Source organism: Luteimonas sp. MJ250, from assembly GCF_039548455.1.
Lineage (GTDB): Bacteria > Pseudomonadota > Gammaproteobacteria > Xanthomonadales > Xanthomonadaceae > Luteimonas.
On sequence record NZ_JBCLVB010000017.1, the window covers coordinates 1 to 24,008 of the forward strand.

Below are 24,008 nucleotides of genomic sequence, written 5' to 3' on the forward strand. Positions count from 1 at the left end.
GCAATCATGGCCAAGGGTAAGTTCGAGCGCACCAAGCCCCACGTGAACGTGGGCACGATCGGTCACGTGGACCACGGCAAGACGACGCTGACGGCGGCGCTGACGAAGATCGGCGCGGAACGTTTCGGCGGCGAGTTCCATGCCTATGACGCGATCGACAAGGCGCCGGAAGAGAAGGCGCGCGGCATCACGATCTCGACCTCGCACGTCGAGTACGAGAGCCCGACCCGCCACTACGCGCACGTCGACTGCCCGGGCCACGCGGACTATGTGAAGAACATGATCACCGGTGCGGCGCAGATGGACGGCGCGATCCTGGTGTGCTCGGCCGCGGACGGCCCGATGCCGCAGACGCGCGAGCACATCCTGCTGGCGCGCCAGGTGGGCGTGCCGTACATCGTGGTGTTCCTGAACAAGGCCGACATGGTCGACGACGCCGAGCTGCTTGAGCTGGTCGAGATGGAAGTGCGCGAGCTGCTGTCGAAGTACGACTTCCCGGGCGACGACACCCCGATCATCCACGGTTCGGCGCTGAAGGCGCTGGAAGGCGACCAGTCGGACATCGGCGTGCCGGCGATCATCAAGCTGGTCGAGGCGCTGGACACCTGGATTCCGGAGCCGGAGCGTGACATCGACAAGACGTTCCTGATGCCGGTCGAGGACGTGTTCTCGATCTCGGGTCGCGGCACGGTGGTGACCGGTCGCATCGAGCGCGGCATCGTGAAGGTGGGCGAGGAAATCGAGATCGTGGGCATCCGCCCGACGGTCAAGACGACCGTCACCGGCGTCGAGATGTTCCGCAAGCTGCTGGACCAGGGCCAGGCGGGCGACAACGCGGGCCTGCTGCTGCGCGGCACCAAGCGTGACGACGTCGAGCGCGGCCAGGTGCTGTGCAAGCCGGGTTCGATCAAGCCGCACACGGACTTCGAGGCCGAGGTGTACGTGCTGTCGAAGGACGAGGGCGGCCGCCACACGCCGTTCTTCAAGGGCTACCGTCCGCAGTTCTACTTCCGCACCACCGACATCACCGGCGCCTGCGAGCTGCCGGAGGGCGTCGAGATGGTGATGCCGGGCGACAACGTGAAGATGGTGGTGTCGCTGATCAACCCGATCGCGATGGACGAGGGCCTGCGCTTCGCGATCCGCGAGGGTGGCCGTACGGTCGGCGCGGGCGTGGTCGCCAAGATCATCAAGTAAGTACTCATGTCGCGGCGGCCGTTGGCCGTCGCGATATGTGCCGGCGTTGATCCGGACCGAGAGCGGCCCGGATAGCGCCAGCGACCATCGGCTCACGCCGGCGGCCTGTGGGGACGACGAGGCGAGTCGGGGACGGCTCGCCGTTGGCGTCTAAGAGGTGCCAATTTTTTGTACACGCCAGTAGCTCAATTGGCAGAGCAGCGGTCTCCAAAACCGCAGGTTGGGGGTTCGAGTCCCTCCTGGCGTGCCATGCCACAACGAGGGCGATAGCGACTTGAACAGCAGGGTCCAACACACCCGGAGCCAGACTTCGGCGGCCGACATTGCCAAGTACGTGGCTGCATCCCTGCTGCTGCTTGGCGGGCTGGTTGCGTTCTACTGGTTCGACGGCCAGTGGCCGACGCCGCTGCGCGTGCTGGCCGTGGTTGCTGGCGTTGCCGCCGCGCTGGTGGTCTTCCTGACCAGCGCCAAGGGCGTCCAGATGCGCGGATTCCTTTCCGAGGCACGTTTCGAGCTGCGCAAGGTGGTCTGGCCGACGCGCCAGGAAGCGATGCGCATGAGCTGGGTCGTGATGCTGGTCGTTGTGATCATCAGCCTGCTGCTGGCCGGCTTCGACCTGGTCATCCAGTGGGTCATCCGCCTGCTGCTCGGCAACTGATGGAGATGTCTGAGTCGATGGAAAGCGAGATCATCAAGCGCTGGTACGTGGTTCATGCCTATTCCGGCTTCGAGAAGTCGGTGGCCCAGGCGCTGCGTGACCGCATCGTGCGCATGGAGATGGACGAGAAGTTCGGCGACGTCATGGTGCCGACCGAGGAAATCATCGAAATGCGCTCCGGCCAGAAGCGCCGCTCCGAGCGCAAGTTCTTCCCGGGCTATGTCCTTGTGCAGATCGCCACCCATGACGAGGGCGGGATTCCCCGCATCGACAGCGAAAGCTGGCACCTGGTGAAGGAAACCCCCAAGGTCATGGGCTTCATCGGCGGTACCGCCGCCCAGCCGCTCCCGATCCGCGACGAGGAGGCCGATGCCATTCTTGCCCGCGTCCAGGAAGGCGTGGAGAAGCCGCGTCCGAAGGTCCTGTTCGAGGCTGGCCAGATGGTCCGCGTCATCGACGGCCCCTTCAACGATTTCAACGGCGTGGTCGAGGAAGTCAACTACGAGAAGAGCCGCCTGCGCGTGGCCGTGCTCATCTTCGGCCGCTCGACCCCGGTTGAGCTGGAATTCGGGCAGGTCGAGAAAGCCTGATCCCGGCCGCTTGGCCGGGAGTGCCGAAGCTGCTATAGTTGGCGGCTTCCTGCCCGGAAATCGGGCAAATCGCAATGGCCGCCGCCCTGGCGGCCTTTGCGCGTGACAACGCGATACCGGGACGCGTGATTCCCGGCCCGATGGGGAGCCTGACAGGCGTTCGCACCCGGAGAGGACAATGGCTAAGAAAGTCGTCGGTTACATCAAATTGCAGGTCAAGGCCGGCCAGGCGAATCCGTCGCCGCCGGTGGGCCCTGCCCTCGGCCAGCGCGGCCTGAACATCATGGAGTTCTGCAAGGCGTTCAACGCCGCGACGCAGAAGCTCGAGCCGGGCCTTCCGACCCCGGTCATCATCACCGCGTACTCGGACCGCACCTTCACCTTCATCACCAAGTCGACTCCGGCCGCGGTGCTGCTGAAGAAGGCTGCCAGCGTCCAGACGGGTTCCAAGCGTCCGAACACCGAAAAGGTGGGCAAGATCACCCGTGCCCAGCTCGAGGACATCGCGAAGATGAAGGAAGCCGACCTGACGGCGGCCGACCTCGAAGCAGCAGTTCGCACCATCGAGGGCTCCGCCCGTTCGATGGGCCTGACGGTGGAGGGCTGAGACCATGGCACAGACCAAGCGACAGAAGAGCATCGTGGCCGCGACCGTCCCCGGCAAGGCTTATGCCATCGATGACGCGCTGACGATCGTCAAGGACAACAGCAAGGCCAAGTTCGTCGAAGCCGTCGACGTGGCCGTGCGCCTGGGCGTTGATGCCCGCAAGTCGGACCAGCAGGTCCGCGGCTCGACCGTGCTGCCGCAGGGCACCGGCAAGTCGGTTCGGGTGGCGGTGTTCGCCCCGGCCGGCGCCAAGGCTGAAGAAGCCCTGGCCGCTGGCGCCGACATCGTCGGCATGGACGACCTGGCCGAGAAGATGCAGGGCGGCGACCTGAGCTACGACGTGGTGATCGCCACCCCGGACGCCATGCGCGTGGTCGGCAAGCTCGGCACGCTGCTCGGCCCGCGCGGCCTGATGCCCAACCCGAAGGTCGGCACCGTGTCGGCCAACCCGGGCGAGGCGGTCAAGAACGCCAAGGGCGGCCAGGTCCGCTATCGCACCGACAAGGCCGGCATCATCCACTGCACCATCGGCAAGGCCGACTTCGAGTCCGCCCGCCTGAAGGAAAACCTCGAGGCGCTGCTGATCGACCTGGTGAAGGCCAAGCCGGCCACCGCCAAGGGCCAGTACCTGCAGAAGATCTCGGTCAGCTCGACCATGGGCCCCGGCGTTGCCGTGGACCAGTCGACGCTGACGTTGAAGTAATCAGCAAGTTTTGAGGGCGTCGCCGAAGGCCTGAAGCCGGAGGCGGGGCCGTCAAAGACCGCAGGCGCGGCCTGTGTGGCAACGACGACGGGCAGGGATGCTCGAACTGGCATGGAATCGCCGTCGTTGCTTCCGCAGGGCGCTTAATCCTCGAACCGTGCAAGCGGCGACGGGCCTGCGCAGATGGTTGCCGACCCTCCAGAAGATCATTGCTCCATCGATCCAAACGGAAAACGGCCACCACCGGGATGCCGCTTGCGGCGTCCCCGGCACCAAGGGACTGGTGCTGCCAAAGGACCAGCCCGGCGTGGATACGCCAGGCTGGATTGCGAAGTACGGAGGAAGTGCAATGGCTCTCAATCTGAACCAGAAGAAGGAAGTCGTTGCCGAACTGGCCGAGGTCGCCGCATCGGCGCACTCGCTGGTTGCCGCGGAGTACGTGGGCCTGACCGTCGAGCAGTTGACCAGCATGCGCAAGAAGGCGCGCGCCGAAGGCGTGTACCTGAAAGTCGCGAAGAACACGCTGGTCTCGCGTGCAGTGGAGAACACCGATTACGCCATCGTCCAGGACGAGCTGACCGGTCCCCTGCTGTACGCCTTCTCGAAGGAAGACCCCGGCGCCGCCGGACGCCTGATCAAGGAGTTCGCCAAGGCGAACGACAAGCTGAAGCCGCGCCTCGTGGCGATCGGTGGGCAGAAGTACCCGGGCACCCATGTGGATGTCCTGGCTTCGCTCCCGACGCGTGACGAAGCGCTGTCGATGCTGCTCAGCGTCATGGTCCAGCCCGCCACCATGCTGGTGCGCGTGCTGGCCGAGCCGGCCTCGCAGGTCGCCCGCGTCACGAACGCGGTCGGCCAGCAGAAGGCGGCTTGAGGCAACAGTTCGGTCGACAACCGACCACAGACGTTTTCCAACATTAGATAACCAGAGGTATCGAGATGTCCCTTTCCAATGAAGAGATCATCGAAGCGATCAGCAGCAAGACCCTCATCGAGGTGATGGAGCTGGTCAAGGCGATGGAAGAGAAGTTCGGCGTGTCCGCCGCCGCCCCGGTCGCCATGGCTGCCGGTCCGGCCGCTGCTGCCGCCCCGGTCGAAGAGCAGACCGAGTTCGACGTGATCCTGAAGTCGCCCGGCGACAAGAAGGTCGAGGTCATCAAGGTGGTCCGCGCGATCACCGGCCTGGGCCTGAAGGAAGCCAAGGATCTGACCGAAGCCGGTGGCACGGTCAAGGAAGGCGCTTCGAAGGAAGAAGCCGAGAAGGTCAAGAAGGACCTGGAAGCGGCCGGCGCCACGGTCGAAGTCAAGTAAGCGTTGTCGCGTCGCCAGCGTCATCGGCGACCACCGGGGCTGGGGGCGTAAGCCCCCGGCCTTCGGCCGTTGAAGCGGCCGGATAGAACCGACACCGAGTCGGCAGTTGGAAGTGGCGGGAGAAGGCGTGCTGGTGCCGGCAATACCAGCGACTTCCAACTGGCGGTTCATTGTTCCCCCTGGGTCGCGCAGCGCGCGGCCCGCAGATGCCAAAGGCGGTAGCCCACCATGACGACGTCATATTCGTTCACCGAGAAGAAGCGCATCCGCAAGGACTTCGGCAAGCGCCGTTCGATCCTCGAAGTGCCGTTCCTGCTTGCCATCCAGGTCGACTCGTACCGCGAGTTCCTGCAGGCCGACAAGGACCCGGCGCGCCGCGAGGACCGTGGCCTGCATGCCGCCCTCAAGTCCGTGTTCCCCATCACCAGCTACAACGGCTACGCAGCGCTGGAGTACGTCGGCTACAAGCTCGGCGACCCGGTGTTCGACGAGCGCGAGTGCCGCAACCGCGGCCTCAGCTACGGCGCCCCGCTGCGCGTGACCGTGCGCCTGGTGATCTACGACCGCGAGTCGTCGTCTAAGACCATCAAGTACGTGAAGGAGCAGGAGGTCTACATGGGCGAGATCCCGCTCATGACCGGCAACGGCACCTTCATCGTCAACGGCACCGAACGCGTCATCGTGTCCCAGTTGCACCGCTCCCCGGGCGTGTTCTTCGACCACGACCGCGGCAAGAGCCACAGCTCGGGCAAGCTGCTGTACAGCGCCCGCATCATCCCGTACCGCGGCTCCTGGCTCGACTTCGAGTTCGACCCCAAGGACGCCCTGTTCACCCGCATCGACCGCCGCCGCAAGCTGCCGGTCAGCGTGCTGCTGCGCGCGCTGGGCTACAACAACGAAGAAATGCTCAACGAGTTCTTCGAGATCAACCACTTCCACATCGACCCCGAGGAAGGCGTGCAGCTGGCGCTGGTGCCCGAGCGCCTGCGCGGCGAGACCCTCGACTTCGACCTCGCCGACGGCGATCGCGTGATCGTGGAGGCGGGCAAGCGCATCACCGCGCGCCACGTCAAGCAGCTGGTCGATTCGGGCATCGAGGCCCTGGCCGTTCCGGACATCTACCTGGTGGGCCGCATCCTGTCGCACGACGTCATCGACGCCGCCACCGGCGAACTGGTGGCCTCGGCCAATGACGAGATCACCGAGGAGATGCTCGAGGCGCTGCGCAAGGCCGGCGTCGAGGCGGTCGGCACCATCTGGGTCAACGACCTGGACCGCGGCGCGTATCTCTCCAACACCCTGCGCATCGATCCGACCAAGACCCAGCTCGAGGCCCTGGTCGAGATCTACCGCATGATGCGTCCCGGCGAGCCGCCGACCAAGGACGCCGCGCAGAACCTGTTCCACAATCTGTTCTTCACCTTCGAGCGCTACGACCTCTCGGCCGTGGGCCGGATGAAGTTCAACCGCCGCATCGGCCGCAAGGAAACCACCGGCGCGCCGGTGCTGTACGACGCGCGCTACTTTGCCGAGCGCAAGGATGATGACTCCGCGCGCCTGCGCGAAGCCAACGGCGACAGCTCCGACATCCTCGACGTGCTGAAGGTGCTGACCGAGATCCGCAACGGCCGCGGCGTGGTCGACGACATCGACCACCTCGGCAACCGTCGCGTGCGCTCGGTCGGTGAAATGGCCGAGAACGTGTTCCGCGTGGGCCTGGTCCGCGTCGAGCGCGCGGTGCGCGAGCGCCTGACCATGGCCGAGACCGATGGCCTGACCCCGCAGGAGCTGATCAACGCCAAGCCGGTCGCGGCGGCGGTGAAGGAGTTCTTCGGTTCGTCGCAGCTGTCGCAGTTCATGGACCAGAACAACCCGCTGTCCGAGGTCACCCACAAGCGCCGCGTGTCGGCACTTGGGCCGGGTGGCCTGACCCGCGAACGCGCCGGCTTCGAAGTGCGCGACGTGCACCCGACGCACTACGGCCGCGTCTGCACCATCGAGACGCCTGAAGGCCCCAACATCGGCCTGATCAATTCGCTGGCCGTGTTCGCGCGCACCAACCACTACGGCTTCCTCGAGACGCCCTACCGCAAGGTCGTGGACGGCAAGGTCACCGACGAGGTCGAGTTCCTCTCGGCGATCGAGGAGAACGAGTACGTCATCGCCCAGGTGAACGCGCCGCAGGATGCGAAGGGCAAGCTAGACGCGCCCTTCATCGCCTGCCGTTTCCAGGGTGAGAACCTGCTCAAGCCGCCGAGCGAGATCCATTACATGGACGTCTCGCCGATGCAGACCGTGTCGGTCGCGGCGGCGCTGGTCCCGTTCCTCGAGCATGACGATGCCAACCGCGCGCTGATGGGCGCGAACATGCAGCGCCAGGCCGTGCCGACGCTGAAGAGCGAAAAGCCGCTGGTGGGCACCGGCATCGAGCGCGCCGTGGCGCGCGACTCGGGCGTGACGGTGAACGCGGGCCGCGGCGGCGTGGTCGAGCAGATCGACGCCGGCCGCATCGTGGTCAAGATCAACGAGGACGAGATTTCCGGCGAGACCGATGCCGGCGTCGACATCTACAACCTGATCAAGTACACGCGCTCCAACCAGAACACCTGCATCAACCAGACCCCGCTGGTCAGCGTGGGCGACGTGGTGGCGCGCGGCGACGTGCTGGCCGACGGTCCCTCGACCGACATCGGCGAGCTGGCCCTGGGCCAGAACATGCTGGTCGCGTTCATGCCGTGGAACGGCTACAACTTCGAGGACTCGATCCTCCTGTCCGAGCGCGTGGTCAAGGAAGACCGCTACACCACCATCCACATCGAAGAGCTGACCGCGGTCGCCCGCGACACCAAGCTCGGTCCGGAGGAGATCTCCGCCGACATCCCCAACGTCTCCGAGCAGGCGCTGAACCGCCTCGACGAGTCGGGCGTGGTGTACATCGGTGCCGAGGTGCGGGCCGGCGACATCCTCGTCGGCAAGGTCACACCGAAGGGCGAGAGCCAGCTGACCCCGGAAGAGAAGCTGCTGCGCGCGATCTTCGGCGAGAAGGCGTCGGACGTTAAGGACAGCTCGCTGCGCGTGCCGCCGGGCATGGACGGCACCGTCATCGATGTGCAGGTCTTCACCCGCGACGGCATCGAGAAGGACAAGCGCGCCAAGCAGATCGAAGAGTCCGAGATCAAGCGCGTCAAGAAGGACTTCGACGACCAGTTCCGCATCCTCGAGGGCGCAATCTACAGCCGCCTGCGCGAGCAGCTGCTGGGCAAGGTCGCCAACGGTGGCCCGGGCGTGAAGAAGGGCGACACCGTGTCTTCGCTGGTGCTTGACGGCATCAAGAAGTCCGACTGGCTGCAGCTGCGCATGAAGGACGATGACGCCGCCGATGCGATCGAGCGCGCGCAGAAGCAGCTCCAGGTCCACGAGGCGGAGTTCGAACGCCGCTTCCAGGACAAGCGCGGCAAGATCACCCAGGGCGACGACCTTGCCCCGGGCGTGCTGAAGATGGTCAAGGTGTACCTGGCGGTGAAGCGCCGCATCCAGCCGGGCGACAAGATGGCCGGCCGCCATGGCAACAAGGGCGTGGTCTCGACCATCGTTCCCGTGCAGGACATGCCGCACATGGCCAACGGCGAGACCGTGGACATCGTGCTCAACCCGCTGGGCGTGCCGAGCCGCATGAACATCGGCCAGATCCTCGAGGTCCACCTGGGCTGGGCGGCAAAGGGCCTGGGCCAGAAGATCGACCGCATGCTGCAGGCGCAAGCCAAGATCGCCGACCTCCGCAAGTTCCTCGACCAGATCTACAACCACGACGACAAGCTGCATGGGCAGCGCGTCGACCTCAAGCAGTTCTCCGACGAGGAGCTGCTGGTGCTGGCGAAGAACCTGACCGGCGGCGTGCCGATGGCCACCCCGGTGTTCGACGGTGCGGCGGAGGCCGAGATCAAGCACATGCTCGAACTCGCCGACCTGCCGATCAGCGGCCAGGCGCAGCTGTACGACGGCCGCACCGGCGACGCCTTCGAACGCAAGGTGACCGTGGGCTACATGCACATGCTCAAGCTCAACCACCTGGTCGACGACAAGATGCACGCGCGTTCGACCGGCCCGTACTCGCTCGTCACCCAGCAGCCGCTGGGCGGCAAGGCGCAGTTCGGCGGCCAGCGCTTCGGCGAAATGGAAGTCTGGGCGCTGGAAGCCTACGGCGCGGCCTACACCCTGCAGGAAATGCTGACGGTGAAGTCCGACGACGTGCAGGGCCGCAACCAGATGTACAAGAACATCGTCGACGGCGAACACGAAATGGTCGCGGGCATGCCCGAGTCCTTCAACGTGCTGGTCAAGGAAATCCGTTCGCTCGCGATCAACATGGAGCTGGAAGAGAACTGAGGACGCAGCCCGGGGCAGGGCGCGCGCCACGCGCCCGCCACCGGTAAGCACCGCAGCCACGTCCTCGATTCCCGTTCCCGGAGAAACTCATGAAAGACCTTCTGAACCTGTTCAACCAGCAGCGCCCGGCGCTGGACTTCGACGCGATCAAGATCGCGCTCGCCTCCCCGGACCTGATCCGCTCGTGGTCCTTCGGCGAAGTGAAGAAGCCCGAGACCATCAACTACCGCACCTTCAAGCCCGAGCGCGACGGCCTGTTCTGCGCCGCCATCTTCGGGCCGGTCAAGGACTACGAGTGCCTGTGCGGCAAGTACAAGCGCATGAAGCACCGTGGCGTGGTCTGCGAGAAGTGCGGCACCGAGGTCACCCTGGCCAAGGTGCGCCGCGAGCGCATGGGCCACATCGACCTGGCCAGCCCGACCGCGCACATCTGGTTCCTCAAGTCGCTGCCCTCGCGCATCGGCCTGATGCTGGACATGACCCTGCGTGACATCGAGCGCATCCTGTACTTCGAGGCCTTCGTGGTCACCGAGCCGGGCCTGACGCCGATGGAGCGTGGCCAGCTGCTCAACGAAGAGCAGTACATGCAGATGCGCCAGGAGCACCAGGACGACTTCGACGCCGCCATGGGCGCCGAAGCCGTGTTCGACCTGCTGCGCACGATCGACCTGCAGGCGGAGCTGGTGCGCCTGAAGGAAGACATCGCCGCCACCGGTTCCGAGACCAAGCTCAAGCGCCTCACCAAGCGCATCAAGCTGGTCGAGGCCTTCCTCGAGTCGGGCAACCGCCCCGAGTGGATGGTCATGACCGTGCTGCCGGTGCTGCCGCCGGACCTGCGCCCGCTCGTTCCCCTGGACGGTGGCCGCTTCGCGACCTCCGACCTCAACGACCTGTACCGCCGCGTCATCAACCGCAACAACCGCCTGCGCCGCCTGCTTGAACTCAATGCGCCGGACATCATCGTGCGCAACGAGAAGCGCATGCTGCAGGAGTCGGTGGACGCGCTGATGGACAACGGCCGTCGTGGCCGCGCCATCACCGGAACCAACAAGCGCCCGCTCAAGTCGCTGGCCGACATGATCAAGGGCAAGCAGGGCCGGTTCCGCCAGAACCTGCTCGGCAAGCGCGTCGACTACTCGGGCCGTTCGGTCATCGTGGTCGGCCCGACCCTGCGCCTGCACGAGTGCGGCCTGCCGAAGAAGATGGCGCTGGAGCTGTTCAAGCCCTTCATCTTCGCCAAGCTGCAGCGCCGTGGCCTTGCCACGACGATCAAGGCGGCCAAGAAGCTGGTCGAGCGCGAAGAGGCTGAGGTGTGGGACATCCTCGAAGAGGTGATCCGCGAGCACCCGGTGCTGCTCAACCGCGCGCCGACCCTGCATCGCCTCGGCATCCAGGCGTTCGAGCCGGTGCTGATCGAGGGCAAGGCCATCCAGCTGCACCCGCTGGTCTGCACCGCGTTCAACGCCGACTTCGACGGTGACCAGATGGCCGTCCACGTGCCGCTCTCGCTGGAAGCCCAGCTGGAAGCGCGCGCGCTGATGATGTCGTCGAACAACATCCTCTCGCCCGCCAACGGCGAGCCGATCATCGTGCCGTCGCAGGACGTGGTGCTGGGCCTGTACTACATGACCCGCGCGCTCGAGAACACCCAGGGCGAGGGCATGGCGTTCGCCAACGTCGCCGAGGTCAAGCGCGCCTATGACAACAAGGCCGCCGGCCTGCACGCCAAGGTCAAGGTGCGCATCACCGAGACGGTGATCGACGAGGAGGGCAACCGCGAAAAGAAGACCTCGATCGTGGACACCACGGTCGGGCGCGCCCTGCTGGCCGAGATCCTGCCCGACGGCCTGCCGTACGCGCTGGCCAACACCGAGCTGACCAAGAAGAACATCAGCCGGCTGATCAACTCCTGCTATCGCATGCTGGGCCTGAAGGACACGGTCGTGTTCGCCGACAAGCTGATGTACACCGGCTTCGCGTACGCCACGCGCGCCGGCGTCTCGATCGGCATCGACGACATGATCATCCCCGACGAGAAGAAGGGCATCCTGGCCGAGGCCGAGACCGAGGTGCTGGAGATCCAGCAGCAGTACCAGTCGGGCCTGGTCACCGCCGGCGAGCGCTACAACAAGGTGGTCGACATCTGGTCGCGCACCAATGAACGCGTCGCCCAGGCGATGATGAAGACCATCGGCACCGAGATCGTGACGAATGCGAAGGGCGAGAAGGTCGAGCAGAAGTCGATGAACTCGGTCTTCATCATGGCCGACTCCGGCGCGCGTGGCTCGCAGGCGCAGATCCGCCAGTTGGCCGGCATGCGCGGCCTGATGGCCAAGCCCGACGGCTCGATCATCGAGACCCCGATCACCTCGAACTTCCGCGAGGGCCTGAACGTCCAGCAGTACTTCATCTCGACCCACGGTGCCCGCAAGGGCCTGGCGGATACCGCGCTGAAGACCGCGAACTCCGGCTACCTGACCCGTCGCCTGGTCGACGTGGCCCAGGACGTGGTGATCACCGAAACCGACTGCGGCACCCTCGACAGCCTGACCATGACCCCGATCGTGGAAGGCGGCGACGTGGTCGAACCGCTGAAGGATCGCGTGCTGGGCCGCATCGTGGCCGAGGACGTGTTCCTGCCCGGCGACGACGAGGATCCGATCGTCACCCGCAACACCCTGCTTGACGAAGCCTGGGTTCAGAAGCTCGAGGACGCCGGCGTGCAGACCATCCAGGTCCGCTCGACGATCACCTGCGAGTCGTCCTTCGGCGTCTGCGCGCACTGCTACGGCCGTGACCTCGGCCGTGGCCACCTGGTGAACCTCGGCGAAGCGGTGGGCGTGGTTGCCGCGCAGTCGATCGGCGAGCCCGGTACCCAGCTGACGATGCGCACGTTCCACATCGGTGGCGCGGCATCGCGTGCGGCGGCGATCGACAACGTGACCGTCAAGACCACCGGCTCGGTGAAGTTCAACAACGTCAAGTCGATTTCGCACTCCGCCGGCCACCTGGTGGGCGTGTCGCGCTCTGGCGAGATCTCCGTGCTCGACCAGCACGGCCGCGAGCGCGAGCGCTACAAGCTTCCCTACGGCGCGACCATCAACGCGAAGGACGGCATGGCGGTGAAGACCGGCCAGACCATCGCGACCTGGGACCCGCACAACCACCCCATCGTGTCGGAAGTGAAGGGCGTGATGCGCTTCGTCGACTTCATCGACGGCGTGACCGTGATCGAGAAGACCGACGACCTGACCGGCCTGGCCTCGCGCGAGATCACCGATCCCAAGCGTCGCGGTTCGCAGGGCAAGGACCTCCGCCCGACCATCCGCATCGTCGACTCCAAGACCGGTGAAGGCCTCAACATCCCGGGCACGGACCTGCCGGCGCAGTACATGCTGCCGCCGCGCTCGATCGTCAACATGCAGGACGGCGCCGAAGTCGGCGTCGGCGACGTGGTCGCCAAGATCCCGCAGGAAGCGTCGAAGACCCGCGACATCACCGGTGGTCTTCCGCGCGTGGCCGACCTGTTCGAGGCGCGCAAGCCCAAGGACCCGGCGATCCTCGCCGAGAAGTCGGGCGTGGTCAGCTTCGGCAAGGACACCAAGGGCAAGCAGCGCCTGATCATCAAGGCCGTGGATGGCGACGATCACGAAGAGCTGATCCCGAAGTACCGCCAGATCATTGTGTTCGAAGGCGAGCACGTCGAGAAGGGCGAGACCGTGGTGGACGGCGAGCCGAGTCCGCAGGACATCCTGCGCCTGAAGGGCGTCGAGGAACTTGCGTCGTACCTGACCAAGGAAATCCAGGACGTCTATCGCCTGCAGGGCGTGAAGATCAACGACAAGCACATCGAGGTGATCGTCCGCCAGATGCTGCGCAAGGTCGAGGTCACCGACGCCGGCGACAGCACCCGTTTCCTCAACGGCGAGCAGGCCGAGCGCCAGCGCGTCATCGAGGCCAACGAGAAGCACAACGCCAAGGGCGAGCTGCCGGTGCACTACGACCCGGTGCTGCTGGGCATCACCAAGGCTTCGCTTGCGACCGAGTCGTTCATCTCCGCCGCGTCCTTCCAGGAAACCACCCGCGTGCTGACCGAGGCCGCCGTCCGCGGCACCCGTGACAGCCTGCGCGGCCTGAAGGAGAACGTCATCGTCGGTCGCCTGATTCCTGCGGGCACGGGCATGGCGTACCATGCACAGCGCCGCAAGAACGCCTCGGGGCTGACGGAGTCCGAGATGGAGACCCTGTCCGGGGTCGTCGCGGCCGACGAGGTCGCGGTCCAGGAAGCACCTGTCGAAGACGCCGCCGCCGCAGGCGAGGGCGCGGAAGACTGATACACCGTTAGTGACGGCCCTCCAGGGGGCCGTCCCAGATCCCGAAATGAGGTGCCATGGAGGCGCTTCGTGTTCGGCCCAGGAAGGGCGGGAAAGAAGACTGCGGCCCTGGCCGTGCCCCGGTTGACGGGGTGCCGCCTGCCGCGTCCCTGCATGCGTTGACGCTGGTCGTCGGCGCACGCTATACTTTTCCGTCTCGGCAGGTCGGGTTGAGTCCGCCTGCCTTCGTTTTTCGCGTACGGAACCTGGGCCGTGCGGCCGGCGGATCCCTTCGGGGAGCGCTACCAGAGCCGGGCCCAGGCCCGCCACACACCACCGCGGGCCGCGTGCCCGGAGCAGAAGACCCGACACTGATGGCAACGATCAACCAGCTTGTGCGCAAGCCGCGCAGCCCGGAAACCTACCAGAGCAACTCGCCTGCGCTGCAGAACTGCCCGCAGCGTCGCGGCGTGTGCACGCGCGTGTACACGACCACCCCGAAGAAGCCGAACTCGGCCCTGCGCAAGGTCGCCAAGGTGCGCCTGACCAATGGCTACGAGGTCATCTCCTACATCGGTGGCGAAGGCCACAACCTGCAGGAGCACTCAGTGGTGCTGATCCGCGGCGGTCGCGTCAAGGACCTGCCCGGCGTGCGCTACCACACCGTCCGCGGCTCGCTGGACGCCGCCGGCGTTGCGAAGCGCAGGCAGGCCCGTTCCAAGTACGGCGCCAAGCGTCCGAAGGCTTGAGTGTCCCGGGCGATCCGCCCGGGTGGGTTTTCGCGAGGCGGGTAATGTCCCGCCATCCGGAACAAACGGCGGGCCAATGCCTGCCCTACAGAGAATCGAACAATGTCGCGTAAAGGAAATACCCCGCAGCGCTCGGTGCTGCCCGATCCGAAGCACGGTAGCGAGACCATCGCCCGCTTCATCAACATGGTGATGTACAGCGGCAAGAAGTCGGTTGCCGAGAAGATCGTGTACGGCGCCATGGACGTGATCGGCGAGAAGAATCCCAACCCGCTCGAGGTCGTCGAGAAGGCGCTCGGCAACATTTCGCCGACGGTCGAAGTGAAGTCGCGTCGCGTCGGTGGTGCCACCTACCAGGTGCCGGTCGAGGTGCGCGCATCGCGTCGCATGGCGTTGGCGATGCGCTGGCTGATCGACTCCGCCCGCAAGCGCGGCGAGAACAGCATGCCGCGCAAGCTGGCCGCCGAGCTGATCGACGCCTCCGAGAGCCGCGGCGGCGCGGTCAAGAAGCGCGAAGAAACCCATCGCATGGCCGAAGCCAACAAGGCATTCGCGCACTACCGCTGGTAATGGCGCGCGGCCGGAACGCTTCGCGTGCCGGCCAAGTGATCGCGTAAACGGGTGCCGCCGCAGGGCGGCATTCGGCCTTTCAAACCAATTCGCACGTCCGCAATCTTGTGGACCAAATACAGAGAGATCGCCGTGGCCCGCACCACTCCCATCGACCGCTATCGCAACTTCGGCATCATGGCCCACATCGATGCCGGCAAGACCACCACGTCCGAGCGCATCCTGTTCTACACCGGCGTCAGCCACAAGCTGGGTGAAGTGCATGACGGTGCCGCCACCATGGACTGGATGGAGCAGGAGCAGGAGCGCGGCATCACGATCCAGTCGGCGGCCACCACCGCGTTCTGGTCGGGCATGGACAAGTCCCTGCCGCAGCACCGCTTCAACATCATCGATACCCCCGGGCACGTCGACTTCACGATCGAAGTCGAGCGCAGCCTGCGCGTGCTCGACGGCGCCGTGTTCGTCCTGTGCGCGGTCGGCGGCGTGCAGCCGCAGTCGGAAACCGTGTGGCGCCAGGCGAACAAGTACCAGGTGCCGCGGATGGCCTTCGTCAACAAGATGGACCGCACCGGTGCCAACTTCGACAAGGTCGTCGGCCAGCTGAAGTCGCGCCTGGGCGCGAGCGCGGTGCCGATGCAGGTGCCGATCGGCGCCGAGGACGGCTTCGAGGGCGTGATCGACCTGCTGAAGATGAAGGCGATCCGCTGGGATACCGCCTCGCAGGGCATGGTGTTCGAAGTCAGCGACATCCCCGCCGAGCTGGCCGACAAGGCCGCCGAGGCGCGCGCCTTCATGGTCGAGTCCGCGGCCGAGGCCAATGAAGAGCTGATGGACAAGTACCTGGAGGGCGGCGAGCTCTCCATCGAAGAGATCGTGGCCGGCCTGCGCGAGCGCGTCATCAAGGTCGAGATCGTGCCGGTGTACTGCGGTACCGCGTTCAAGAACAAGGGCGTCCAGGCGATGCTCGACGGCGTGATCCAGCTGCTGCCGTCGCCGGTCGACCGTCCGCCGGTGCAGGGCCTGAACGAGAGTGAAGAGATCGAGACCCGCGCCGCCGACGACAAGGCCCCCTTCTCGGCGCTGGCGTTCAAGATCATCACCGATCCGTTCGTCGGCTCGCTCACCTTCTTCCGCGTGTACTCGGGCGTGCTCAACGCCGGCGACCAGGTCTACAACCCGATCAAGTCGCGCAAGGAGCGCATCGGCCGGCTGCTGCAGATGCATTCGAACGATCGCGCCGAAATCAAGGAAGTCCGTGCCGGTGACATCGCCGCGGCCGTGGGCATGAAGGACGTCGCGACCGGTGACACCCTTTGCGCGCAGGACGCGATCATCACCCTGGAGCGCATGGTGTTCCCGGAGCCGGTGATCTCGATGGCGGTGGAGCCCAAGACCAAGTCCGACCAGGAGAAGATGGGCATCGCGCTCGGTCGCCTCGCGCAGGAAGATCCTTCCTTCCGCGTGCGCACCGACGAGGAGTCCGGCCAGACCATCATCGCCGGCATGGGCGAGCTGCACCTGGACATCCTGGTCGACCGCATGAAGCGCGAATTCAACGTCGAAGCCAACGTCGGCAAGCCGCAGGTCGCCTACCGCGAGACCATCCGCAAGACGGTCAAGTCGGAAGGCAAGTTCGTGCGCCAGTCCGGCGGCAAGGGCCAGTTCGGCCACGTGTGGCTGGAGATCTCGCCGCAGGAGCCGGGCGCGGGCTATGAATTCGACAACGCGATCGTCGGCGGCGTGGTGCCGAAGGACTACATCCCGGCCGTCGACAAGGGCATCCAGGAAGCGATGGCCAACGGCATCCTCGCCGGCTATCCGATCGTCGACATCAAGGTGAAGCTGTACGACGGCTCCTACCACGAGGTCGACTCCTCGGAAATGGCGTTCAAGATCGCCGGGTCCATGGGCTTCAAGGAAGGCTTCAATCGCGCCTCGCCGGTCCTGCTCGAGCCGATCATGAAGGTCGAGATCGTCAGCCCCGAGGACTACCTGGGTGACGTGATGGGCGACGTCAGTCGTCGTCGCGGCATCCTCCAGGGCCAGGACGACAGCCCGTCGGGCAAGATCATCAACGCGATGATCCCGCTGGGCGAAATGTTCGGCTATGCCACCACCCTGCGTTCGATGTCGCAGGGCCGCGCGACCTTCACCATGGAGTTCGACCATTACGCGGACGCGCCGGCGAACATCGCCGACGAAGTGGTGAAGAAGAAGTAAGCGGCGCCGGAAACGGCAACCAAGTCAACCAACTTTCGAAGAGACTGCAATCATGGCCAAGGGTAAGTTCGAGCGCACCAAGCCCCACGTGAACGTGGGCACGATCGGTCACGTGGACCACGGCAAGACGACGCTGACGGCGGCGCTGACGAAGATCGGCGCGGAACGTTTCGGCGGCGAGTTCCATGCCTATGACGCGATCGACAAGGCGCCGGAAGAGAAGGCGCGCGGCATCACGATCTCGACCTCGCACGTCGAGTACGAGAGCCCGACCCGCCACTACGCGCACGTCGACTGCCCGGGCCACGCGGACTATGTGAAGAACATGATCACCGGTGCGGCGCAGATGGACGGCGCGATCCTGGTGTGCTCGGCCGCGGACGGCCCGATGCCGCAGACGCGCGAGCACATCCTGCTGGCGCGCCAGGTGGGCGTGCCGTACATCGTGGTGTTCCTGAACAAGGCCGACATGGTCGACGACGCCGAGCTGCTTGAGCTGGTCGAGATGGAAGTGCGCGAGCTGCTGTCGAAGTACGACTTCCCGGGCGACGACACCCCGATCATCCACGGTTCGGCGCTGAAGGCGCTGGAAGGCGACCAGTCGGACATCGGCGTGCCGGCGATCATCAAGCTGGTCGAGGCGCTGGACACCTGGATTCCGGAGCCGGAGCGTGACATCGACAAGACGTTCCTGATGCCGGTCGAGGACGTGTTCTCGATCTCGGGTCGCGGCACGGTGGTGACCGGTCGCATCGAGCGCGGCATCGTGAAGGTGGGCGAGGAAATCGAGATCGTGGGCATCCGCCCGACGGTCAAGACGACCGTCACCGGCGTCGAGATGTTCCGCAAGCTGCTGGACCAGGGCCAGGCGGGCGACAACGCGGGCCTGCTGCTGCGCGGCACCAAGCGTGACGACGTCGAGCGCGGCCAGGTGCTGTGCAAGCCGGGTTCGATCAAGCCGCACACGGACTTCGAGGCCGAGGTGTACGTGCTGTCGAAGGACGAGGGCGGCCGCCACACGCCGTTCTTCAAGGGCTACCGTCCGCAGTTCTACTTCCGCACCACCGACATCACCGGCGCCTGCGAGCTGCCGGAGGGCGTCGAGATGGTGATGCCGGGCGACAACGTGAAGATGGTGGTGTCGCTGATCAACCCGATCGCGATGGACGAGGGCCTGCGCTTCGCGATCCGCGAGGGTGGCCGTACGGTCGGCGCGGGCGTGGTCGCCAAGATCATCAAGTAAGTACTCATATCGCGGCGGCCGTTGGCCGTCGCGATATGTGCCGGCGTTGATCCGGACCGCGAGCGGCCCGGATAGCGCCAGCGACCATCGGCTCACGCCAATGGCTTTTTTTGGCTCCAGGGTGTTGCGCTGAGCCGCTGGAGCCGGCTATACTTGCTGACTACTTCGGTGGAACCCCTCGGGGATTCGCCGGAACCGCGAAATGAGGCGCAGGACGCACCTCGTTTTCGCCAGACAGGGAACACGTCGCGCGGCAGTACCCCGGTCCCTCCCGAAGTTCTTCGGGACATAGCGGACCAGGGGAATTGTCACGTTCGCTTCTCCGTCTGGGCGGGCCGGGTAACCGGCCTGCCTCGTTTTTTGCAGGGAAGATTGCCGGGGCGCGGGTCGTCAGCCCTGGTTATCAATGAATCCATTGGGGTTCCGCGCACCCAGCCGCGGGCCCGTCGCTCTTTTAACGAAGGAATTCCGTCATGGCGGACCAAAAGATCCGGATCCGGCTGAAGGCGTTCGATCATCGACTGATCGACCGTTCGGCCAGCGAGATCGTCGAAACGGCCAAGCGGACCGGCGCCCAGGTGCGCGGCCCGATCCCGTTGCCGACCAAGATCGAGCGTTACACCATCCTGACGTCGCCGCACGTCGACAAGGATGCGCGTGACCAGTACGAAACCCGCACGCACAAGCGCGTGCTTGACATCGTCGACCCCAACGACAAGACCGTGGACGCGCTGATGAAGCTCGAGCTCGCGGCTGGCGTCGACGTCCAGATCAAGCTGACCTGAGGCCACTGACATGACTGCGAAGAAATATTCGCTGGGTATCGTCGGTCGCAAGGCCGGCATGAGCAGGGTGTTCACCGAAGGCGGCCAGTCCGTTCCGGTGACCCTGATCGAAGCCACTCCCAACCGCATCACGCAGGTGAAGACCAGCGCAACCGACGGCTACAGCGCCGTGCAGGTCGCGGTCGGCAGCAAGCGCGCCGTGCTGGTTAACAAGCCCGAGACCGGGCACCTGGCCAAGGCCAAGGTGGAAGCGGGTCGTGGCCTCTGGGAATTCCGCGTTGCCGACGACCAGGTCGGTGGCTTCGAGGTTGGCGGCGAAGTGAAGGCCGACATCTTCGAAGTCGGTCAGATGGTCGACGTCCAGGGCGTGACCAAGGGCAAGGGCTTCCAGGGCACGATCAAGCGCTGGAACTTCGCCATGGGCGACGCGACGCACGGCAACTCGCTGTCGCACCGTTCACCGGGCTCGATCGGTCAGCGCCAGACGCCCGGCCGCGTGTTCCCGGGCAAGAAGATGTCCGGCCACATGGGTGCGGTGCAGCAGAGCACGCAGAACCTCGAAGTGGTCCGGGTCGACGCCGAGCGCGGCCTGATCGCCGTGAAGGGCGCGGTTCCCGGCGCACCGGGCGGAGACGTGATCGTGCGTCCCGCGAGCAAGGGTTAAGGAGAGATGACGATGGAACTCTCTATCAGGGATAGCAGCAGCAAGGTGTCGGTATCCGACGTGGTGTTCGGTCGCGAATTCAACCGTGATCTGGTTCACCAGGTCGTGGTCGCGTACCGCAATGCCGGTCGTGCCGGTACCAAGGCGCAGAAGACGCGCTCGGAAGTGAGCGGCACCACCAAGAAGTCGAAGAAGCAGAAGGGCGGCGGCGCGCGTCATGGCGCACTGACGGCTCCGATCTTCGTCGGCGGTGGCGTCACCTTCGCGGCCAAGCCGCGCAGCTTCGAGCAGAAGGTCAACCGCAAGATGTACCGCGCGGCGATGTCGGCCATTCTGTCCGAGCTCAACCGCCAGGGTCGCCTGCACGTCGTCGAGTCCTTCGACGTCACCGAGACCAAGACCAGCGCGTTCGCCGAGAAGCTGAAGGGCTTCGACCTCGGAAAGCGCCCGCTGATCGTCACCGAGGAGGCCTCGGACAGCCTGTACCTGTCGGCGCGCAACCTGCCGTACGTGCAGATCCGCGACGTCCAGGGCCTGGATCCGGTTTCGCTGGTCGGCGCCGACAGCGTGCTGGTGACCGCGGACGCCATCAAGAAGATCGAGGAGTGGCTGGCATGAACGACGCCAAGCTCTATGCGCTGATCCGTGCGCCGCGCGTGTCCGAGAAGACCGCGCGCCTGCAGGAAGCGTCCAACCAGTACGCGTTCGAAGTCGCCGTCGATGCCACCAAGGCCGACATCAAGATCGCGGTCGAGAAGCTGTTCGACGTCAAGGTCGAATCGGTCAACGTGCTGAACGTGAAAGGCAAGCAGAAAGCCTTCCGCAATCGCAACGGCCGTCGCGCCGACTGGCGCAAGGCGTACGTGAAGCTCGCCGACGGCCAGTCGATCGACGTCATGAACGCCAAGGCCTGAGGAAGCCCCCATGCCATTGATGAAATTCAAGCCAACTTCCGCCGGTCGCCGTTCGGCGGTCCGCGTGGTCGCCCCCGAGCTGCACAAGGGTGAGCCCTATGCGCCGCTGCTCGAGAAGCAGAGCCGCTCGGGTGGCCGCAACCACCATGGGCGCATCACCACGCGCCACATCGGTGGTGGCCACAAGCAGCACTACCGCATCATCGACTTCAAGCGCGACAAGGAAGGTATTCCGGCGCGCGTCGAGCGGATCGAGTACGACCCGAATCGCACCGCGCACATCGCGCTGCTGTGCTACGTCGACGGCGAGCGCCGCTACATCATCGCTCCCAAGGGCCTGAAGGCCGGCGACCAGGTGATCGCGGGCAACGACGCCCCGATCCGCGCCGGCAACACCCTGCCGCTGCGCAACATTCCGGTCGGTTCCACGGTGCATTGCATCGAGATGAAGCCGGGCAAGGGTGCGCAGATCGCCCGTGCCGCCGGCGCCGGCGTGCAGCTGGTCGCGCGCGAAGGCGTGTACGCCACGCTCCGCCTGCGTTCGGGCGAGATGCGTCGCGTGCCGTCCGAGTGCCGCGCCACCATCGGTGAAGTCGGCAACGTCGAGCACAACCTGCAGAAGCTGGGCAAGGCCGGTGCGAAGCGCTGGCTCGGCATCAAGCCGACCGTCCGCGGCGCGGCCATGAACCCGGTCGACCATCCGCACGGCGGTGGCGAGGCCAAGGCCGGCCAGGGCAACCCGCATCCGGTCACCCCGTGGGGCGTCCCGACGAAGGGCTACAAGACCCGCCATAACAAGCGGACGCAGCAGTTCATCGTGCGCGACCGCAGGAGCTGATAGACCATGGCACGTTCACTCAAGAAGGGCCCGTTCGTCGACCACCACCTCGTCAAGAAGGTGGAAGCCGCGGGTAACACCAAGCGTCCGATCAAGACCTGGTCGCGCCGGTCGATGGTGCTGCCGGAGATGGTCGGTTACACCATCGCCGTGCACAACGGCCGCAACCACGTCCCGGTGCTCGTCAACGAGAACATGGTCGGCCACAAGCTTGGCGAGTTCGCCCTGACCAGGACCTTCAAGGGTCATGGCGGCGACAAGAAGTCGCGTTAAGGAGATGACAATGGAAGCGAAGGCAATCCTGCGCACCGTGCGCATCTCCCCGCAGAAGGCACGCCTGGTCGCAGACCAGGTCCGCGGCCTCTCGGCCTCGCGTGCCCTCGACCTGCTGAAGTTCAGCGACAAGAAGGCCGCGCACCTGATCTACAAGGTCGTGTACTCGGCCACGTCGAACGCCGAGAACAATCTCGGTGCCGACGTCGACGAGCTCAGGGTCAAGACGATCATGGTCGACGAAGGCCCGACGTTGAAGCGCTTCATGGCGCGCGCCAAGGGGCGCGGCACGCGCATCCTCAAGCGCACCAGCCACATCACCGTCGTTGTCGGCGAGGGGAAGTAAGCATATGGGTCACAAAGTTCATCCGACCGGCTTCCGCCTTGGCATCGCCAAGGACTGGAACTCCAAGTGGTATGCCGGCAAGAAGGATTACGCCGAGTACCTGATCTCGGACCTGAAGGTCCGCGAGATGCTTCGCAAGAAGCTGGCGGCCGCCGGTATCAGCCGCATCCTGATCGAAAGGCCCTCGAAGTCGGCCCGCGTCACGATCCACACCGCCCGTCCGGGCGTGGTGATCGGCAAGCGCGGCGAAGACATCGAGAAGCTGCGCAAGGAAGTCAGCGCGATGATGGGCGTCCCGGCGCACATCAACGTCACCGAGGTCCGCAAGCCGGAGCTGGACGCGCAGCTGGTCGCCGAGTCGATCGCGCAGCAGCTGGAGCGCCGCATCATGTTCCGCCGCGCGATGAAGCGCGCCGTCGGCAACGCGATGCGCCTGGGCGCCCTGGGGATCAAGGTCAACGTCGGTGGCCGCCTGAACGGCGCCGAGATCGCGCGTTCGGAGTGGTACCGCGAAGGTCGCGTGCCGCTGCACACGCTGCGCGCCGACGTCGACTACGGCTTTGCCGAGGCGAAGACCACCTACGGCATCATTGGAATCAAGACCTGGATCTACAAGGGCGAGATCTTCGACTTCGCCCAGGTCGGCCAGGAAAAGCAGGACGATTCGCCGCGTGGCGAGCGTGGCGACCGCGGTGACCGCGATCGTCCGCGTGGCCCGCGCCGTGATCGCGAGGCGAGGGACTAAGTCATGCTGCAACCCAAGCGAACCAAATACCGCAAGATGCACAAGGGCCGCAACGACGGCCTGGCCTGGAGCGGCAATGCCGTCAGCTTCGGCGAGTTCGGCCTGAAGGCCACTCAGACCGGCCAGCTGACCGCACGCCAGATCGAGTCGGCGCGTCGCGCCATCAGTCGCCACGTGAAGCGCGGCGGCAAGATGTGGATCCGCGTGTTCCCGGACAAGCCGATCTCCAAGAAGCCGATCGAAGTGCGCATGGGCTCGGGCAAGGGCAGCGTGGAGTTCTGGGTTGCCCAGATCCAGCCCGGCCGCATGATCTATGAGATCGAGGGCGTTGACGAGGCGACCGCACGCGAGGCATTCCGCCTGGCGGCCGCCAAGCTCTCGGTCACCACTACTTTCGTGACCCGGACGGTGCGCTGATGGAAATCAAGGAACTCCGCCAAAAGTCGACGGATGAGCTGAAGGCCCATCTGCTCGAGCTGCAGAAGGAGTCGTTCTCGCTCCGCATGCAGAAGGCAACCGGCCAGCTTTCCAAGACCCACGACGCCCGTCGGGTGCGCCGCGAGATTGCTCGCGTCAACACCCTCCTTGGCGCCAAGCAGTAAGGACCGGGCAGACATGACCGAAAATACCGAAAAGAAGCTGCGCACGGTCGAAGGCCGCGTTGTCAGCAACAAGATGGACAAGACCGTGACGGTGCTCATCGAGCGCCAGGTCAAGCACGCGCTGTACGGCAAGTACATCCGTCGCTCGACCAAGCTGCACGCCCACGACGCCGAGAACTCCTGCAACGAGGGCGATACCGTCCGCGTGGTGGAAATCGCGCCGATGTCCAAGACCAAGAACTGGCGCGTCGTCGAGATCGTCGCGCGCTCGGCTGAATAAGGAGGCTCCGA

General features: G+C 65.5%; 24 protein-coding genes and 1 tRNA gene. All 25 read left to right on the top strand.

The genetic code is table 11. The features are described from left to right. Window positions 1–6 precede the first annotated feature (6 nt). The 25 genes from tuf (WCE37_RS14210) to rpsQ all read left to right on the top strand — a co-directional run bounded on the left by tuf (WCE37_RS14210) (window position 7) and on the right by rpsQ (window position 23,997). Window positions 7–1,197, top strand: coding sequence for an elongation factor Tu (gene tuf / locus WCE37_RS14210; RefSeq protein WP_343255884.1), 1,191 nt, complete (start codon window positions 7–9; stop codon window positions 1,195–1,197). 174 nt (window positions 1,198–1,371) lie between these two features. Continuing rightward, window positions 1,372–1,447 (top strand) — tRNA-Trp (locus tag WCE37_RS14215). Between the two features lie 24 nt (window positions 1,448–1,471). Next, the gene (secE, locus tag WCE37_RS14220) at window positions 1,472–1,855 is read left to right on the top strand and encodes a preprotein translocase subunit SecE (RefSeq protein ID WP_343279935.1); all 384 of its coding nucleotides are present in this window, start codon (window positions 1,472–1,474) and stop codon (window positions 1,853–1,855) included. Between the two features lie 5 nt (window positions 1,856–1,860). After that, window positions 1,861–2,445 (top strand): transcription termination/antitermination protein NusG, encoded by a 585-nt coding sequence (gene nusG, locus WCE37_RS14225; RefSeq protein ID WP_343255896.1) that lies wholly within the window; start codon window positions 1,861–1,863, stop codon window positions 2,443–2,445. Window positions 2,446–2,623: 178 nt separating this feature from the next. Then, window positions 2,624–3,052 (top strand): 50S ribosomal protein L11, encoded by a 429-nt coding sequence (rplK, locus tag WCE37_RS14230; RefSeq protein ID WP_343279936.1) that lies wholly within the window; start codon window positions 2,624–2,626, stop codon window positions 3,050–3,052. Window positions 3,053–3,056: 4 nt separating this feature from the next. Beyond that, window positions 3,057–3,755, top strand: coding sequence for a 50S ribosomal protein L1 (rplA, locus tag WCE37_RS14235; protein WP_343255892.1), 699 nt, complete (start codon window positions 3,057–3,059; stop codon window positions 3,753–3,755). 349 nt (window positions 3,756–4,104) lie between these two features. Beyond that, complete coding sequence (gene rplJ / locus WCE37_RS14240) at window positions 4,105–4,629, top strand: 50S ribosomal protein L10 (protein ID WP_343279937.1); 525 nt, start codon at window positions 4,105–4,107, stop codon at window positions 4,627–4,629. A 65-nt stretch (window positions 4,630–4,694) separates the two neighbouring features. Further along, entirely contained in the window at window positions 4,695–5,066 is a 372-nt protein-coding gene (rplL, locus tag WCE37_RS14245) for a 50S ribosomal protein L7/L12 (RefSeq protein ID WP_343255890.1), read from the top strand. A gap of 228 nt (window positions 5,067–5,294) precedes the next feature. After that, window positions 5,295–9,452 (top strand): DNA-directed RNA polymerase subunit beta, encoded by a 4,158-nt coding sequence (rpoB, locus tag WCE37_RS14250; protein ID WP_343279938.1) that lies wholly within the window; start codon window positions 5,295–5,297, stop codon window positions 9,450–9,452. Window positions 9,453–9,541: 89 nt separating this feature from the next. Beyond that, window positions 9,542–13,786: a DNA-directed RNA polymerase subunit beta' gene (gene rpoC, locus WCE37_RS14255; RefSeq protein ID WP_343279939.1), complete on the top strand. Its 4,245-nt coding sequence runs from the start codon at window positions 9,542–9,544 to the stop codon at window positions 13,784–13,786. A gap of 353 nt (window positions 13,787–14,139) precedes the next feature. Next, window positions 14,140–14,514 (top strand): 30S ribosomal protein S12, encoded by a 375-nt coding sequence (gene rpsL / locus WCE37_RS14260; RefSeq protein WP_343255887.1) that lies wholly within the window; start codon window positions 14,140–14,142, stop codon window positions 14,512–14,514. 102 nt (window positions 14,515–14,616) lie between these two features. Continuing rightward, window positions 14,617–15,084 carry a 30S ribosomal protein S7 gene (gene rpsG / locus WCE37_RS14265; RefSeq protein WP_343279940.1) on the top strand — a complete coding sequence of 156 codons (468 nt, stop codon included), beginning with the start codon at window positions 14,617–14,619 and terminating at the stop codon, window positions 15,082–15,084. A 132-nt stretch (window positions 15,085–15,216) separates the two neighbouring features. Next, window positions 15,217–17,307 carry an elongation factor G gene (gene fusA, locus WCE37_RS14270; RefSeq protein ID WP_343279941.1) on the top strand — a complete coding sequence of 697 codons (2,091 nt, stop codon included), beginning with the start codon at window positions 15,217–15,219 and terminating at the stop codon, window positions 17,305–17,307. 52 nt (window positions 17,308–17,359) lie between these two features. Beyond that, the gene (gene tuf / locus WCE37_RS14275) at window positions 17,360–18,550 is read left to right on the top strand and encodes an elongation factor Tu (protein ID WP_343255884.1); all 1,191 of its coding nucleotides are present in this window, start codon (window positions 17,360–17,362) and stop codon (window positions 18,548–18,550) included. Between the two features lie 473 nt (window positions 18,551–19,023). Further along, window positions 19,024–19,335 (top strand): 30S ribosomal protein S10, encoded by a 312-nt coding sequence (gene rpsJ, locus WCE37_RS14280; RefSeq protein ID WP_024891232.1) that lies wholly within the window; start codon window positions 19,024–19,026, stop codon window positions 19,333–19,335. A 10-nt stretch (window positions 19,336–19,345) separates the two neighbouring features. After that, window positions 19,346–19,999 carry a 50S ribosomal protein L3 gene (gene rplC / locus WCE37_RS14285; RefSeq protein WP_343279942.1) on the top strand — a complete coding sequence of 218 codons (654 nt, stop codon included), beginning with the start codon at window positions 19,346–19,348 and terminating at the stop codon, window positions 19,997–19,999. Between the two features lie 12 nt (window positions 20,000–20,011). Further along, entirely contained in the window at window positions 20,012–20,617 is a 606-nt protein-coding gene (rplD, locus tag WCE37_RS14290; protein WP_343255882.1) for a 50S ribosomal protein L4, read from the top strand. Further along, entirely contained in the window at window positions 20,614–20,913 is a 300-nt protein-coding gene (rplW, locus tag WCE37_RS14295; RefSeq protein WP_343255881.1) for a 50S ribosomal protein L23, read from the top strand. The genes rplD and rplW overlap by 4 nt, the downstream gene beginning before the upstream one ends. Before the next feature lie 10 nt (window positions 20,914–20,923). Then, window positions 20,924–21,751 carry a 50S ribosomal protein L2 gene (gene rplB, locus WCE37_RS14300; RefSeq protein ID WP_343255880.1) on the top strand — a complete coding sequence of 276 codons (828 nt, stop codon included), beginning with the start codon at window positions 20,924–20,926 and terminating at the stop codon, window positions 21,749–21,751. 6 nt (window positions 21,752–21,757) lie between these two features. Continuing rightward, window positions 21,758–22,024, top strand: a complete 267-nt coding sequence (gene rpsS, locus WCE37_RS14305; protein ID WP_343255879.1) for a 30S ribosomal protein S19 — start codon at window positions 21,758–21,760, stop codon at window positions 22,022–22,024. Between the two features lie 10 nt (window positions 22,025–22,034). After that, the gene (gene rplV / locus WCE37_RS14310) at window positions 22,035–22,370 is read left to right on the top strand and encodes a 50S ribosomal protein L22 (RefSeq protein ID WP_343255878.1); all 336 of its coding nucleotides are present in this window, start codon (window positions 22,035–22,037) and stop codon (window positions 22,368–22,370) included. A gap of 4 nt (window positions 22,371–22,374) precedes the next feature. After that, window positions 22,375–23,115: a 30S ribosomal protein S3 gene (gene rpsC / locus WCE37_RS14315; protein ID WP_343255877.1), complete on the top strand. Its 741-nt coding sequence runs from the start codon at window positions 22,375–22,377 to the stop codon at window positions 23,113–23,115. A 3-nt stretch (window positions 23,116–23,118) separates the two neighbouring features. Continuing rightward, entirely contained in the window at window positions 23,119–23,532 is a 414-nt protein-coding gene (rplP, locus tag WCE37_RS14320; RefSeq protein WP_343255876.1) for a 50S ribosomal protein L16, read from the top strand. Continuing rightward, on the top strand, window positions 23,532–23,717 hold the full coding sequence (gene rpmC, locus WCE37_RS14325; RefSeq protein ID WP_343255875.1) for a 50S ribosomal protein L29: 186 nt from the start codon (window positions 23,532–23,534) through the stop codon (window positions 23,715–23,717). Before rplP ends, rpmC begins: the two co-directional genes overlap by 1 nt. Window positions 23,718–23,730: 13 nt before the next feature. After that, window positions 23,731–23,997 carry a 30S ribosomal protein S17 gene (gene rpsQ, locus WCE37_RS14330; protein ID WP_343255874.1) on the top strand — a complete coding sequence of 89 codons (267 nt, stop codon included), beginning with the start codon at window positions 23,731–23,733 and terminating at the stop codon, window positions 23,995–23,997. Window positions 23,998–24,008: the final 11 nt, after the last annotated feature.